General features: G+C 70.8%; 9 protein-coding genes and 4 pseudogenes. 5 read left to right on the forward strand and 8 right to left on the reverse strand.

Going from position 1 to position 14408, the window contains the following annotated elements; genetic code table 11:
- Positions 1 to 7 precede the first annotated feature (7 nt).
- A complete protein-coding gene (locus J5X86_RS27325; RefSeq protein WP_208519366.1) occupies positions 8 to 979 on the forward strand; it encodes an alpha/beta fold hydrolase in 972 nt (323 codons plus the stop codon).
- Positions 980 to 1221: 242 nt separating this feature from the next.
- Here J5X86_RS27325 and J5X86_RS27330 read toward each other — a convergent pair whose 3' ends face one another.
- Entirely contained in the window at positions 1222 to 1824 is a 603-nt protein-coding gene (locus tag J5X86_RS27330) for a TetR/AcrR family transcriptional regulator (protein ID WP_208519367.1), read from the reverse strand.
- Positions 1825 to 1916: 92 nt separating this feature from the next.
- Here J5X86_RS27330 and J5X86_RS27335 point away from each other — a divergent pair, with 92 nt between their 5' ends.
- Positions 1917 to 2699: an MBL fold metallo-hydrolase gene (locus J5X86_RS27335; protein WP_208519483.1), complete on the forward strand. Its 783-nt coding sequence runs from the start codon at positions 1917 to 1919 to the stop codon at positions 2697 to 2699.
- Between the two features lie 428 nt (positions 2700 to 3127).
- Here J5X86_RS27335 and J5X86_RS27340 read toward each other — a convergent pair whose 3' ends face one another.
- The 4 genes and pseudogenes from J5X86_RS27340 to J5X86_RS27355 form a co-directional block, all read right to left on the reverse strand.
- Entirely contained in the window at positions 3128 to 3481 is a 354-nt protein-coding gene (locus J5X86_RS27340) for an alpha/beta fold hydrolase (RefSeq protein ID WP_208519368.1), read from the reverse strand.
- Between the two features lie 328 nt (positions 3482 to 3809).
- A pseudogene (locus J5X86_RS27345) lies at positions 3810 to 4082 on the reverse strand (HAD family hydrolase); the annotation flags it as partial.
- 46 nt (positions 4083 to 4128) lie between these two features.
- Positions 4129 to 5967 carry an APC family permease gene (locus J5X86_RS27350; protein ID WP_208519369.1) on the reverse strand — a complete coding sequence of 613 codons (1839 nt, stop codon included), beginning with the start codon at positions 5965 to 5967 and terminating at the stop codon, positions 4129 to 4131.
- A gap of 661 nt (positions 5968 to 6628) precedes the next feature.
- Positions 6629 to 9247 carry an ATP-binding protein gene (locus tag J5X86_RS27355; RefSeq protein WP_208519370.1) on the reverse strand — a complete coding sequence of 873 codons (2619 nt, stop codon included), beginning with the start codon at positions 9245 to 9247 and terminating at the stop codon, positions 6629 to 6631.
- A gap of 375 nt (positions 9248 to 9622) precedes the next feature.
- Between J5X86_RS27355 and J5X86_RS52970 the strand changes: the two are divergent.
- Positions 9623 to 10427: pseudogene (locus J5X86_RS52970) on the forward strand (cation:proton antiporter); the annotation flags it as partial.
- A gap of 310 nt (positions 10428 to 10737) precedes the next feature.
- On the opposite strand, the gene J5X86_RS27365 reads toward J5X86_RS52970, so the two are convergent.
- From J5X86_RS27365 to J5X86_RS27375, 3 genes and pseudogenes are all read right to left on the reverse strand, one after another.
- Positions 10738 to 11460 (reverse strand): cation transporter, encoded by a 723-nt coding sequence (locus J5X86_RS27365; protein ID WP_208519371.1) that lies wholly within the window; start codon positions 11458 to 11460, stop codon positions 10738 to 10740.
- A gap of 1 nt (position 11461) precedes the next feature.
- Positions 11462 to 11797 (reverse strand): helix-turn-helix transcriptional regulator, encoded by a 336-nt coding sequence (locus J5X86_RS27370; RefSeq protein ID WP_208519372.1) that lies wholly within the window; start codon positions 11795 to 11797, stop codon positions 11462 to 11464.
- A 131-nt stretch (positions 11798 to 11928) separates the two neighbouring features.
- Positions 11929 to 12045 (reverse strand): annotated as a pseudogene (locus tag J5X86_RS27375) (hypothetical protein); the annotation flags it as partial.
- A 396-nt stretch (positions 12046 to 12441) separates the two neighbouring features.
- On the opposite strand from J5X86_RS27375, the gene J5X86_RS27380 reads away from it, so the two are divergent.
- Both J5X86_RS27380 and J5X86_RS27385 read left to right on the forward strand, forming a co-directional pair.
- Positions 12442 to 12642: a hypothetical protein gene (locus J5X86_RS27380; RefSeq protein ID WP_208519373.1), complete on the forward strand. Its 201-nt coding sequence runs from the start codon at positions 12442 to 12444 to the stop codon at positions 12640 to 12642.
- Between the two features lie 306 nt (positions 12643 to 12948).
- Positions 12949 to 14256, forward strand: a pseudogene (locus J5X86_RS27385) (ABC transporter); the annotation flags it as partial.
- Positions 14257 to 14408: the final 152 nt, after the last annotated feature.

Raw genomic sequence — 14408 nt, forward strand, 5'->3', positions numbered from 1 at the left:
TGGTCCCATGAGTGACACCACCGAAACGGAAGTGCTGAGGGCCGCGGTTCAGGTGGACGGAGAGGCGGCCAGCTACCTGACCGTGGAGCGGGACGGCCCGGCCGTGCTGCTGCTGCACGGGACGTACTGGAGCCGGGTCTGGCTGCCGGTGGTGGCCCGTCTCGCCGACGCGGGGCTGCGGCCGCTCGCGGTCGACCTCCCCGGGCTGGGACGCTCCGGAGGCGAGCTCACCCCGGAAACGGCCACGGTCCCGGCCCTCGCGGACTGGGTGGCGCGATTCGCGTCCGCGGTGGGCATCCGGGGAGCGGTCCCCGTGGCGGGCCATGACATCGGCGGCGCCATCGCCCAGCATCTCCTCGTTCACGACCGGCTGGAGGTGTCCCGGCTGGCCCTGGTCAACTCGGTCACCTACGACTCCTGGCCGGCGCCTCACGTGGCCCGCTTCCGCGGCCCGGGTGCCACTGCGCAGGACGTTCTCGCCGCCCGCCGACAGGCGGTGACGGCGGCGCTGGCCGGCGCCGCCACCGAGCAACGCGTCGCGGACTACCTGGCCCCGTGGACCGACCCGCGGGTACGCCGCTCCTGGACGGCCCTGGCGGGCGCAGCCGACAGCCGCTACACCCTCGACCTCGTACCCGCGCTGCGCCGATCGGCGACGCCCAAGCTGCTGCTTTGGGGCGAGGACGACGGCTACGAGAAGATCGCGTACGCCGAGCGGTTCGCCGCGGAGATGCCGCACACCACGCTCGTACGCATCCCCGACGCAGACCACATCCCCATGGAGAGCGCGCCCGGCACCATCGCCCGCACGCTCATCGACTTCTTCACCAAACAGGCATGTACATCACCCACTTCGGCTCCTGGCATCCAGCCCCGGGACCAAACACCGACCCGGCGGCCGCCCACAAGGCAGCCCGCACCGCCCAACACCGACGCGGTGGACCCGGATGATCCCCACCCGCCGGTCGCGGATCGCTAACCGTTTCCAAGTCCAGCCGTCCCGGCAGGTCCAGATCAACGGCGGCCAGCCCCTCTTCCGCGGCCCGGCCGGGCGGGGTCCCCGTAAGTACTCGGGAAATTTCGGGCGGATACGGGCTGACCAGCAGTAACGCGGCAGGCGGTTCGTATCCGGGGGGGGCGAAGTCGGCGGGGGCCTGCTCGATCGCCTCTGGGTGGGCCTCTCGCTTGGCGTGCTCGGCCGGTGCCCGGTCTGGCGTGCGGTCAGGACTGGTCCAAGGCCCGTTCGATCGCGCGGCGGGCCCGGCCCGCGGCCGCCCGGTCGTGCTGGAGCTGCATGGCCGCGTTCAGCGCCAGTCCGGCGGCGACAATCTCGAACAGCGCCTGGTCGATGTCGAACCCGCCGGGTAGCTCGCCCATCTCCACCGCCGCGGTCAGGTCCGCCCGCAGCTGTTCCCGCCAGCGCGACCACACCTCGGCCACCGCGTCGCGGACCCGGCCGGGGCGGCCGTCGTACTCGGTGAGCGCCGCGGTCATCAGGCAGCCGCCGGGCAGCAGTGGCGCTTCCAGGTAGCCCACGGAGTTGTCGCACACCGCGCGCAGCCGCCGCAGACCCGGCGGCTCGGCCAGTGCGGGCTCGACCACCCGGTGCCAGAAGTCCACGAACGCCTTGTCCAGCGTGGAGATCTGCAGCGTCTCCTTGGTGCCGAAGTGCTTGTGCACCCCGGACTTGCTCATCTCCAGCTCCTCGGCGAGCCGGCCGATGGTGATGCCGTCCAGCCCTTCCTCGGAGGCGATCTCGGCGGCACGGCCGAGGATCCGGCCCCTGGTGGCCTGCGCTTCGGCCGCTGAGCGTCGTGGTGACATATGACGAGGATAGCGTACGTGCGTTCGCTATTGATTTAGAGAACGACCGTACGCTAACTTTCGTGGCAACCACCGGGACGAAGGAGTGCGAGATGCGGGTGCGACGACTGGGCTGGGCCGGACTGGAGATCGAGGCAGGCGGCAAGCGACTGGTGATCGATTACGTGCGAGACCTCTCACCGCTGTTCACGGGGTGGAAGCCCGGCGAGGGGCTGGCGGTGCCGAGCGGAAAGGTCACCGCCGCACTGGTCACCCACCTGCACCGGGACCACACCGACGCGTCCGCGCTCGCGGACGCGCTGACGCCGGGGGCGCCGGTGCTGCGACCGGCGCCCGGCCACGGCGACGACGTGGACAACGTGACCACGCTGCTGGCCGAGCGCGAGCTGGCCCTGCACCGGCTGGCCGCCGAGGTCGTGGATGCGTGGTCCACCCACGAAATCGGGCCGTTCCGCGTCACCGCTGTCCCCTCCGTCGACGGGCTGGGCGACCCGCAGCTGAACTGGGTGGTGCAGGCCGACGGGCAGCGGGTCTTCCACGGCGGCGACACGATGTTCCACGGCTACTGGTGGCTCATCGCGCGCCGGTTCAGCCCGTTCGACGCGGTGTTCCTGCCCGCCAACGGCGCGGTGGTCGACGCGCCGCACCTGCAGCCGCCGAGCCCGCTGCCCGCCGCGATGGACCCGAGGCAGGCCGCCGCGGCCGCGGAGATCCTCGACGCCCGGTACGCAGTGCCGATCCACTACGAGGCGGAGCAGCCGGACAAGATCGCGGGCTACGTCGAGGTCTCCGACCCGGAAAATGAGTTCCGCACGCACGCCGGACGGCGCGCACACGTGCTGGCCGTCGGGGAATGGCTGGACCTGGCCACATGACCGGAAACTCCGCCATGCAGGCGGGCTCAGGCAGCAACGGAATATAGGTCCGATGCGCACGAAGGAGACCACGACCTCCGGTGGTCACGCCGGGCGCTGAGCACGACGGCGCCCGGCTCGCTGAGGTTGCCGGCCTCGGCCAGGAAGAGCTGCGAAGTTCCCCCGGTCCAAACGGCTGGAAGACTTCGACTTCGACCGCAATCCCAACGTGCTGCCCGAGACAGTCGGTGACCCTCAAACGCTCCCGACCCTGTACGCCGCCGTCCAGGACCTCCCGGCGCGAGTACGGCTGCCGGGTGGGGACGCGCGCGCCTCGAGCGGCAGCCCGGCGCGGTCTCTTGTGGAACCGACGCCGGCAAACGTCTGCGGAATCGTCTGATTCTGGAGTGGCATGACGTTGCCGTCCCGCAGCCATTCGCGGAAGGGCACTACTGTAGGAAATCCAGCAGTTGACGTGTGGTCTCCTCGGGTGCCTCTTCCGGGATGAAGTGACCGACCGGCACCGGGCCACCGCGAACGTCATCGGCCCACTCCCGCCATATCGCGAGCGGATCGTCGTAAAGTTTCGCGACCGAACCCTGCTGGCTCCATAGGAAGAGCACGGGGCAGGAGATCTTCCGGTTCCCGCGATCCGCCTCGTCCTGCTCGTAGTCCAGGGTCGGGGAGGCGCGGAACTCCTCGCAGATGGCGTGCACCGTATCGGGGTGGCTAAATTTCTCGATGTACTCGTCGCGTACCTCGGCCGGGAAAGCGTCTTTCACCTCGGACCACGAGTCGAGCATGAAGTCGACCAGGTTGGCCGGTGCCGCGTTGATGAACTGTTCCGGGGACGGTTCTGGCGCGGCGAGGAACGACCATTGCCAGTAAGATCATTCCCGGCTTCGGCAACTCGCGTTCATAGCGGCGAGGGGGCACTGACGGCGTTGCGACGCGGGTGCGGCGAACTCCACCGACTCAGCCATCGGGTCGCCGCGCCACAATCCCCCGCATCCTGCGCCGCTCCGGCATACCGCCCGCACCACAGCGCGCATCCCAGCAAACCTGGCGCACCTTCCTCCGAGCCCGGGCCCACACACTGCTCGCCTGCGGCTTCATGGACGTAGACACCATCGTCAACGGGTTGTCACCCGTGATCATGACGCTCTTGATGCCCATGCGGCGCAGCTCGTCGCACCGCTCCCGCATGCCCTCCTTGACGATGTCCTTCAGGTGAATGACGCCCAACACCTGCGCGCCTTCGGTGTCTTCGACGGCCACGAGCAGCGGCGTACCGCCCGCCTCGGAGATCCGGTCGGTGAGCGCGCCGGCATCCTCGGACACCTCGCCGCCTTGTTCCCGGGCCCAGGCGCCGACCGAACCGGCCGCGCCCTTGCGGACCTTGCGCCGCCGTCGGCCACGACCGTGAGGCGCGGGCCGCCGGGGTGAGGGGTCAGATGCGGAATCGCAGCCTGCAGATCACCGCGTCCGTGTCCTTCCGCACGGCGTGGGCGACCACGGCGCCCCGCTGGTTCTGCAGCAGCCGCTGCCACAGCCGGTCCGGCTCGACCTCGGGGATCAGCACGGTCACGCGGGTACCGGGCCCGGCAGCGGCCGTCTCGCCCACGTACACGGCGATCGGGCGGCCCAGGGAGCGGCGCTCGGAGGTGAGCTGGATCAGCGGAACCCCGGGGTCCCAGCGCGCCCAGGCGCGCTCCAGGGCGTGCGTCTGCGCGCGGTCCTCGGGGTCGGGGTGGCAGACGGTGACCGCGCGTACCTCGTCGCCGAGCGAGGCGGCGGCGTTCAGAGCCTCGACGGTCAGCCGCGACAGGTTCGACACGGGCACGATCACCACGGAGCGGTCTCGATGCGGTGGCTCGGGAATGCGGCCCAGGCCCAGGCGCTCGCCGATCCGGGCGTATGCGCGGTGCACGGCCGTGAAGGCGGCCACCAGCAGCGGCAGGGCGATGACAATCAGCCAGGCGCCGTCCTCGAACTTGGTCGCCGTCACGACCACGGCCGACACGCCGGTCAGCACGGCACCCAACCCGTTCAGCAGCGCCTTGCCCCGCCATCCCCTCCCCCGCTCCTCGCGCCAGTGCCGGACCATGCCGACCTGGGCGATCGTGAAGCCGACGAAGACGCCGATGGCGAAGAGCGGCACGAGGGTGTTGGTGTCACCGCCGGAGAAGACCAGCAGCGCGGCGGAGACCAGGGACAGCGCGAGCACGCCGTGGCGGTGGACCTGGCGGTCGGCCTTCAGGGCGAAGACGTGGGGGAGGTAGTTGTCGCGGGCCAGCAGCTTCAGCAGTACCGGGAGCCCGCCGAAGGACGTGTTCGCGGACAGCGCCAGCAGGATCATGGTCGCGAACTGGATGACGTAGAACGCCCCATTGTGGCCGAGTGAGGCGTCGGCCAGCTGCGCGAGGACGGTGACGCCCTCGACCGGCTGGAGGTGGAAACGGGAGATCAGCACGGACAGGCCGATCAGCATCACACCGAGCAACGCACCCAGCGCCACCTCCGCGCGCTGCGCCCGCTTCGCCCGCGGGACGCGGAAGGACGGCACGGCGTTGGCGATCGCCTCCACACCGGTGAGTGCCGAACAGCCCGAGGCGAAGGCTTTCAGCAAAAGGAGCGCGCCGACCGTCGTCGCGTTGTCCGAGAGCACGGAGGCGTGGCCCGCGGCGGCCTCGGTACTGACGGGCGCGGACCGGAACAGCCCCACCCCGATCAGGATCAGGATCGAGACGACGAAGACCGCGGTCGGCACGATGAACGCCCGCGCCGACTCCACGATCCCGCGCAGGTTCACCGCCGTGATCAGCACCAGCACGACGAGGCACAGCCACAGCCGCTCGCCGTACAGCTCGGGAAAGGCGGAGGTCAGAGCAGCGACACCGGCCGTGACCGCCACGGCGACATTGAGTACGTAGTCCAGGACCAGCGACGACGCCGCCACCAGGCTCGTCCTCGCCCCCAGATGGGTCTTGGCGACGGCGTACGACCCGCCGCCGTCCGGGAACGCGGCGATGACCTGCCGGTAGGAGGCCACCAGCACCGCCAGCAGCCCGGCGATCGCCAGAGTGACCGGCAGTGTGAGGCCGAGGCCGTGCGCGCCCGCGGCGGCCAGCACGAGGACGATCGCCTCGGGGCCATACGCCACTGACGCCATGGCATCCAGCGAGAGGGCGGCCAGGCCGGTGACGGCGGTGAGCCGGTGGCGCTCACCGGTATCGGGCGGTTCCTCGGCGGCGGGGGCCTCGCCCGGCCCGGCGGTCAGGACAGACATGGGATACGTGCTCCTTCGTGACAAAGGCCCGCGCAGGCGGGGAGGCGATACGCGGTGCCCCAGGGTCTGTCCAATTCCGGCCATGTCCGACCGCTCCTTGCGGCTTCTTCGCGCCAAAGCCCTCAACCTTGACGCGGTCTTGACGGTCGTGTGACCCACACGACTCCTGCCGGGGTGAAGGCCTGACCCCACCACGACCGTGGCGGCGGCCACCAGCGCTGCACTCCCGCGGCCCGCAGGGTCTGCTCGTCCGGGTGCGCCGACACCAGCAGTTCGAGGCGAGTGCGGGTCGCGGTGCAGCGCGGCGATCCCGGCCCCGTGCCGGATGCGGTGGGGGTCAGGCGTCAAGGTTCCGTATGCGTCCGCCGAAAACGCCGCCGTGAGTGACCGATGGAGCCCCTCCGCGGGATCAGCCGTCCTGCACCGGTCCAGCCGCATCGAGGGCCACGCCAGTCTGATCGGCGAGCGTAATCGGGCGCCGCGAGCGCGCCCGCCACGCGGCTCCCGAGGGCGGCGACCGCGACAACGGCCACGACGGAGAATCAGCGCGGCGTTCGTACGGGACAGGCGGTGCGGAAGGGCACGAGCACGAGTGCCACCGGGAGCGGTCCCTCGAAGCCCGTCGGCAGGGCAAGCCGGTCCCGGAGCGCATAGCCGGTCATCACGCCGTGACCTCACCTTCCGCGTCCACCACAGCGCCCTCGGAGCCCAGGCCCTCGTACGCCGCTTCGGAGCCCATACGCCCGCCTCCTATGCTCTGCGTACCCCTGGCGTGCTCCGCCCGCTCGGCGAAGGGCAGGGACAGCGCCATGGTCAGCCCCCCACCGGGAGTGTCCTCCGGGGTGAGGGTGCCGTCCATCGCCTCGGTCAGGCCCCGCGAGAGAGCCAGACCCAGGCCGAGGCCCGTCGTGTTGTCGGTGTCGCCCAGGCGCTGGAAGGGTTCGAAGATCCGGTCGCGGTCGGTGGGTGGGAGGCCGGGACCGCGATCGACGACGCGGAGTTCGACGCGGCCCGCGTGGGCGCTGGCGGTCAGCAGCACCTTGCGCCCGGCGGGACTGTGGCGGGCGGCATTGCCGACCAGGTTGGCGATCACCCGCTCGAGCAAGGGTGGGTCGGCCAGCACCGCGGGAACTTCCTCCAAGTCCGTCACCTCGACCTCGGGGGTGTCGGCGAGCGCCGCGGGGAGGACCTCCTCCAGGGTGGTGGCGCGCAGGTTGAGGGTGAGTGCGCCGGCCTGGAGGCGGCTGAGGTCGAGGAGGTTCTCGATCAGCCGGTTCAGCCTGGCCATGGACTCGTCGGCGGTGGCGAGGAGCTCGTCCCGATCTTCGGGCGAGAACTTCACGTCCCGGCTGCGCAGCGAGGTGACGGCCGCCCAGCCCGCGGCGAGCGGGGTGCGCAGGTCGTGGCCGACCGCTCGTAGAAGAGCCGTACGCATCCGGTCGGCGGCTTTGACCGGCTCGACCTCGGCGGCGGCCTCGGCCAGCCGGGCCCGCTCGACCGCCGACCCCACGTGCGCGGCGAAGGCGGCCAGCACGCGCCGCTCGGAGGACGTGAGGGTGCGACCGCGCAGGACCAGGAAGGCACCGGGGCCCGCGGGTACGGCCGTCACGCCGTCCTCTCCGGGCGACTCGTCCATCAGCTCCGCGGAGTCCATGCCGAAGGTCTCGCGGGTACGTTCCACCAGGGCGGGTATCGCCGCGCCGCCCCGCACGATCGTGCCGGCGAGCGAGGACATGGTCTCCGCCTCGGCGGTGGCGCGGGCCGAGCGTCTCGACAAGCGCAGCGAGCGGTCCACGACAGCGGCCACCACGGCGGCCACCACCACGAAGACCGCCAGGGCCAGCAGCGCGTTCGCATCGTCGAGCGTGAACTGACCGATGGGAGGGATGAACCAGTAGTTGAGCAGCAGCGACGCCGTCACCGCCGCGATCACCGCCGACACGACCCCGCCTATGCAGGCCACCCCCACCACGGTGAGAAGGAAGAGCAGGGCCTCGCTGGTGAGGTTGAGCCGGTCCCTGGCCACGTCCAGATCCAGCAGGAAAGTGAGCGCCACCGGCAGCAGCAGACCGGCGACCGGACCCGCGATGCTGCGTACGGTCGAGAGCGTGCGCTTGCGTGAGGGCAGCAGCGTGCCACGCCCGGCGCGCTCGTGCGTGACCTTGTGGACGTCGATGTCCCCGGAGAGTTCGACCACCGTTTCGCCGGTGCCGCGTCCGGTGACGAAGCGTTCCAGCCGGCCACGGCGGCTGGTGCCGAGGACGAGCTGGGTGGCGTTTTCGGCGCGGGCGAAGTCCACCAGGGCGGTGGCGACGTCGTCACCGACCACGGAGTGGTAGCTGCCGCCGAGATCCTCGATCAGCCGCCGCTGCCGGGCCAGGGAGGCGTGCGAGGCGCCGGCGGCCAGGCCGTCGCTGCGCGTGACGTGGACGGCGAGGAGGTCACCGCGGGCCGACCGGTCGGCGATGCGGGCGGCCCGCCGGATCAGCGTGTCGCCCTCCGGTCCGCCCGTCAGGGCCACGACCACTCGCTCCCGGGTCTCCCACACCCCGCCGATGCCGTGCTCCGAGCGATAGGACTGCAGCGCCTCGTCGACGCGGTCGGCGACCCACAGCAGGGCGAGCTGACGCAGCGCGGTCAGATTGCCGGGCCGGAAGTAGTTGGCGAGAGCCGCGTCGACCTTCTCCGGTGCGTAGATGTTGCCGTGTGCCATCCGCCGGCGCAGCCCTTCGGGCGGGATGTCCACCAGCTCGATCTGATGGGCCCGTCGTACGACCTCGTCGGGCACCGTCTCGTGCTGCGGCACCCTGGTGATCTTCTCTACGACGTCATTGAGCGACTCGAGATGCTGGATATTGAGGGCACTGATCACATCGATCCCCGCCGCGAGCAGTTTCTGGATGTCCTCCCAGCGCTTGGGGTTGCGGTCGCCGCCGGGGACGTTGCTGTGGGCGAACTCGTCGACGATCGCGACCTGGGGGCGGCGCGCCAGGACGGCGGAGAGGTCCATCTCCTCGAACTCCCCGCCGCGGTAGACGCACGAGGCTCGCTCGACGACCTCCAGGCCGTCGAGCATCCCCTCCGTGCCGGGCCGCCCGTGGCACTCGACGAACCCGACCACGACATCGGCGCCGCGCGACGCTCTGCGCCGCGCCTCGTCGAGCATGCGGTAGGTCTTCCCTACCCCCGGGGCGGCCCCGAGGTAGACCTTGAGTCGTCCAGGGCGTACCTCACCCCCGACGGTCCGTACGTCACTCGCATTGGTCCGTACGTCACTCATCGCAGCCGACGCGCTCCGCTCACTGGCGATCAACTCCCCGAGGGGAAGGGTTGCTTCCCCTACCGAAGCGCTTGTTCCAGGCGCTCTGCGCACTCCTTGACGCATCCTTGGCGCCGGTCACGAGGACGTTGACACTGCCTTGACGGGCCCTGGCCCGATAGGGTGAAGGAGGTGTGCCGGGAAGTCTGGTCGGCAGGGAGCCACACGGTCTCCTTTTCAGACCAAGGGGACGGCATGCGCAGCGTAGGTACGGTCCTGGCCCTCGTCGTACTCGCCACAGTGGTGGCGACGTTCGCACGCCGTCGGCGTCCCCGCCCCCTCCCTGCTCGTCGTCGCGGGCCTCGCCATCGCGCTCATACCGGGCACTCCGGAGATCGAGACCTCCAGCTCCACGCGGTCTACGGCACCGTGGTCTTCCTGCTGGAGAGCGTCGTCTTCAGCCTCATCGGACTCGCCCTGCCCGCGCAGGTGCACGCCCTGTCCGACGGCGACAGAGCCCGGCCTCTGTACGCGCTCGCCGTCGCCGCCACCCTGATCGCCATGCGCATGCTGTGGCTGGCGCCCCTGTCGGCGGTGGTACAGCGCAAGGGCGGCATCCAGCCCATGAACTGGCGGGTCCCGGTGGTCCTCACCTGGGCGGGCACCCGGGGCGTGGTCCCGCTGGCCGCCGCGCTGTCCATCCCCGTCGCGGCGGACGACGGCTCCGCGCTCACGGAACGTCCCCTCGTCCTGGTCCTGACCACCTCGGTCGTGGTGGTCACCCTCGTCGTCCAGGGCTTCACCCTCCGCCCCGGTCGTACGCCGCTCCGGTATCGCCCTCGAACCCGACCACACGGAACGCGAGGAGGCAGAGGCCCGCTGCAGCCTGGCGAACGCCGGCCTCAGCCGCCTGGACGAGATCTCGGAGCTGGAGGCCGTCCCGAGCGTCGTCCTCGACCGCCTCCGCCGCGGTCTCACGGCCCGACTCGACCACGCCCGCGACCGCCTCACGCAGGCCAACGGCGACGGCACCCCGACGGAATCCGCCGACCTCACCTATCGCCAACTCCGCCGCGACCTGATCACGGTCGAGGAGGCCGAGCTCCAGCGCCTGTACGACGACCACCGCATCAGCGACACGACCCGCCGTCGGCTGCAACGCTCCCTGGACCTGGAGGAGGCCCGGCTGACGGACGCCTGAGCGCTCCGCCGGAGGTCCGGTGCGTCGTCTGCGGGTCCGTCGTGGCTGGTCGCGCAGTTCCCCGCGCCCCTTTGGGGCGCTGCCGAACCGCACCGGACCTCGGGTCGTGGCGGTACGTCTGATCTATCAGCTCGCCTGCCGGCTCTTGCGATGGCTCGCGCCTCAACTACTCACCGATCCCCGACCGAGCGGCCGCGCTCGCCGGTGTCCGCTACGACGCGGACGCCGAGGCGGACGTGCGGCTGCGGACGGCACAGGACTCCGGTCACGTGATGGCCGGAGCCCTGTGCGTGCGTGTGCGGATGTCGGTTCAGCCGCAGCAGTCGCAGCCGGGGCGGCAGCCGCACGCGTCTGTCTCGGTGCCGGCGGAAGGGACCTCCGCGGCGGCGGGTGTCGCGCAGCAGCCCTTGCCCAGCCAGGCGTCGCGGCCTTCCTTGACGGCGATGGCGGCGATGACGAGGGCGGCGATGGGGTCGGCCCAGGACCAGCCGAGGGTGGCGTTGAGGACCAGGCCGACCAGGAGAACGGCGGAGAGGTAGGTGCACAGCAGGGTCTGTTTGGAGTCGGCGACCGCGCTGACGGAGCCCAGTTCGCGTCCGGCCTTGCGCTGGGCGGCGGACAGGAACGGCATGATGGCCAGCGACAGGGCGGCGATGACGATGCCGGGGATCGAGCTGTCGGCCTCGCCGGCGCCGACCAGGGCGCGGACCGCGTCGAAGGCGACGTACGCGGCGAGCGCGAAGAACGACACCGCGATGATCCGCAGGGTGGTCTTCTCCCGCGCTTCGCGCACCGCGTGGTCGCGGGCGGAGAACTGCCAGGCGACCGCGGCGGCGGAGGAGACCTCGATGACGGAGTCCAGGCCGAAGCCGATCAGCGCGGTGGAGGAGGCGATCGTCCCAGCGGTGATCGCGACGATCGCCTCGATCACGTTGTAGGTGATGGTGGCCGCGACCAGCAGCCGTATCCGCTTGGCGAGGACGTCACGGCGGGCCGGGGCCGGACCTATGCCGACAGGGATCTCGGCGGTCACCTCAGCAGCAGCCCTTCTCGTCCGCCTCCACACAGGTCTTGTCGGCCTCGACCGCCAGCACGGCGACGCGCAGGTCGTCCAGCGCGTGGCCAAGGCGATCGTCGGCGAGTTCGTAGCGGGTGCGGCGGCCGACCGGCACTGCGACGACCAGGCCGCAGTCGCGCAGGCACGCCAGATGGTTCGACAGCCGGGTCCGGGAGATCTCCAGGGTGTCGGCGAGGTCGGCGGGATGGGCCGGGGCCTGGCGCAGGGCGAGGAGGATCCGGCAGCGGATCGGGTCAGCGAGGGCACGGCCGAACCGCGCCAGCACCTCGATGTCAGCAGCGAGAGTCAGCACATCAGCGACAGTACACTGAAGCCTGAATTCACGAAACCTTGCATTCACGAGCCTGGCCGGCGTCCGGGAATCAGCGGAGCCGTGGTTGGCGCGAAGGAATGATCTTGGCCTTCGCGAGCCGTCTGGTGGGGTCAGTGACCGCGGGGCGCGTACATGATGACGACCATTCCGGCGAGACAGATCAGGGCGCCGATGATGTCGAAGCGGTCGGGGCGGTAGCCGTCGGCGACCATGCCCCAGGCGACCGACAGGGAACTGGCTCTCGAAGCGTTCGGTCTACACGCCGACAGCAAGGCGTAGACCCGGCGTTCCAGGCCACCGCCCGTTGGTGTCGCATCGGCGACTGATGCCCTGCTGCTTGTTCTCTTCGCTCTGCCCGCTCTGTCGCAATGGGCGGTGGCACGACGCGGCCGCCAACGCGCGAGTATGTGTCGGCGGCCGCAGCATGGGGCCGGCCTCAGAGCGAGAGGTTCGGGTCGAACGTGGGGGTGGGCGACGCGCCCCCCGTTCCGTCCGGCCAGTGGCGTCGGCGCGTATGGCGCCGATGCCGTCGCCGAAGCAGATGGTCTCCTTCTACGACCCGGAAGCCGACCGACTGCCGGGCCAAGTTCCTGTAGGAACTGTCCACGGCCAGGGACAAGCTCGTGACAGCCCTCACCGCTGAGCAGCGACGAGCCGTCGAGGATCTGGTCGCGGCCAGCGATTTCGCCATGTTCGAGTGCATCGACCTGGACGAGATGCTCGAGCTGCACGAGACCACGCCTCAATCGACAGCCTGGACGAAGTGCCCGACGTATACGACTGCGTGCCTTTACGGTCGGCGCAGGCTCCCGTCCAAGCGGTGATCGCGCACAGGTTCCGCAGCAGCCCGCCGGTGGCCGGGGTATGGCGGCTGCTGCGCCAGGCCGACTCTCACCGGTCGTCATGTCCGGCCGAAGAGCGGCGTGCGGGTCTCAGCGGCACCGTCGGCGTTTTGGCCACCGCCCTTCCGGGCCCGGCCCTTGCAGGGCAGGGGTCGGTGCAATCCGCATGCTCCGGCAGGCGCTCAATCACGGGGTTTCAAGCCCGACCGAAACACATGTGTTCGAAATTCCCGCTGGGTCGTTGACCCTCACAAGCCAGCCGCGCGCGACCGTCAAAGGGGGACCACCTTGACCTCGGCCAGCACAGAAGAACAACCAACTCCCGACACATCGGGCACAAGCACGCCGGACGACGCGAACAGCGCACGGGACGAGGAATTCCTGTACCGCGACAAGTCCAGACTCCAGGCCGGCGCACAGATGACGACCAGCACGATGGCACGGCGGCTGCCCGCGCTGGTCCTGCGGTCCCTGAAGATGGCGTGGCAGGTGGACCGCGGCGCCACGCTCGGACTGCTGGCGTGCCAGGTCGGCACAGGTGTGCTCGCCGCTCTGGGGCTGCTCGCGGTCACGGCGACGATCACCGCGCTGGTCTCAGCAGGAGGGATCACCGAGCGACTATGGGAAGCGGCTCCGCAGCTGGCGGTCATCGCCGCGGCGACCGGTCTGCGCGCCCTGCTGAGGATCTCGGTGACGTGGCTGACCGGGCGGCTGCGGCCGGTACTGGCCCGGGCGGCAATGCTGACGATGATCGAGGCCGCGCTCGGCGCGGAGCTGGCGGCGAACGACAAGCCCGGCTGCAACGACTTCTACGACATCGCCGACCGCGGCGCGCAGGCCACTCCCGACCTTGTCGACGTGGCCCAGGATGTGCTGGCCGCGACGGCGACGCTCGCCGCCGGCGCGACCGTTCTCACTGTGCTTCACCCAGCACTTCTTCCTCTGCTCCTGCTGGCGTGTCTGCCGCAGGCCGCCACGTATGTGCGGGCCGCGCGGGTGGTGTACCTGGCGGCGCTGGAGACCTCCGGTCGGCGCCGGATGCTGCACAAGCTCCGCTGGCACATGGCCTACCTGGAGTCCAGCGAGGAGATGCGAGCCTGCCTGGCCGGCCCCTTCCTCATCACCCGGTACCGGCGGCTCGCCGCCTCGGTCAACGCGGCAGAGCGCAAAGCCGCGGACACCGGTGCGTGGATGCGGCTGGCCGGCGCCGTCGCCGGCGGCGTGGCGTCGGCCGCCGTGTGGGCCGCGCTGCTCTGGCTCCTGGCCTCCGGTCGTATGGACCTCGCGGCCGGAGGCGGCGCGGTCTTCGCCCTCCAAACGGCGACCGGCTCCGTGCGCGGCATCATCAACGGCGGGGCCCGGCTGGTACGCACCGGCTGGTACGTGCAGGACTGGCAGAGCTTCCTCGACAACGCCCACGGCCAGGCCATGGCGACCTCCCGAGGCACCAAGACCCTCACCGGGGCACCGGAGCGGTTCGAGGTCCGCGACGTCACCTACCGGTACGACGGCGCTGCGAACGACAGCCTCGGCGGGGTGTCCCTCCGGGTGCGGCGTGGCGAGATCGTGGCGCTGGTCGGGGAGAACGGGTCGGGAACCTGTCCCGGCTGTTCAGGTCCCTGTGGGCACTCCAGCAGCGCACTGGCGGCCGGGCGGGCAGCTGCGCGTGACCACCAGCGCCGGCCGAAGGACCGCGCTCACCGACGCGGCCCGCGGCCCGCTTCCCCACCCGTTCCGCTGCGGAGAGG

Origin of the sequence: Streptomyces sp. NEAU-YJ-81 (genome assembly GCF_017592595.1) — a bacterium.
GTDB classification, from domain to species: domain Bacteria; phylum Actinomycetota; class Actinomycetes; order Streptomycetales; family Streptomycetaceae; genus Streptomyces; species Streptomyces hygroscopicus_B.

Coding starts and splice junctions, on each gene's coding strand:
- J5X86_RS27325 (WP_208519366.1), top strand. CDS start 8: ATGAGTGACACCACCGAAACGGAAGTGCTGAGGGCCGCGGTTCAGGTG.
- J5X86_RS27330 (WP_208519367.1), bottom strand. CDS start 1,824: ATGTCACCACGACGCTCAGCGGCCGAAGCGCAGGCCACCAGGGGCCGG.
- J5X86_RS27335 (WP_208519483.1), top strand. CDS start 1,917: ATGCGGGTGCGACGACTGGGCTGGGCCGGACTGGAGATCGAGGCAGGC.
- J5X86_RS27340 (WP_208519368.1), bottom strand. CDS start 3,481: ATGCTCGACTCGTGGTCCGAGGTGAAAGACGCTTTCCCGGCCGAGGTA.
- J5X86_RS27350 (WP_208519369.1), bottom strand. CDS start 5,967: ATGTCTGTCCTGACCGCCGGGCCGGGCGAGGCCCCCGCCGCCGAGGAA.
- J5X86_RS27355 (WP_208519370.1), bottom strand. CDS start 9,247: ATGAGTGACGTACGGACCAATGCGAGTGACGTACGGACCGTCGGGGGT.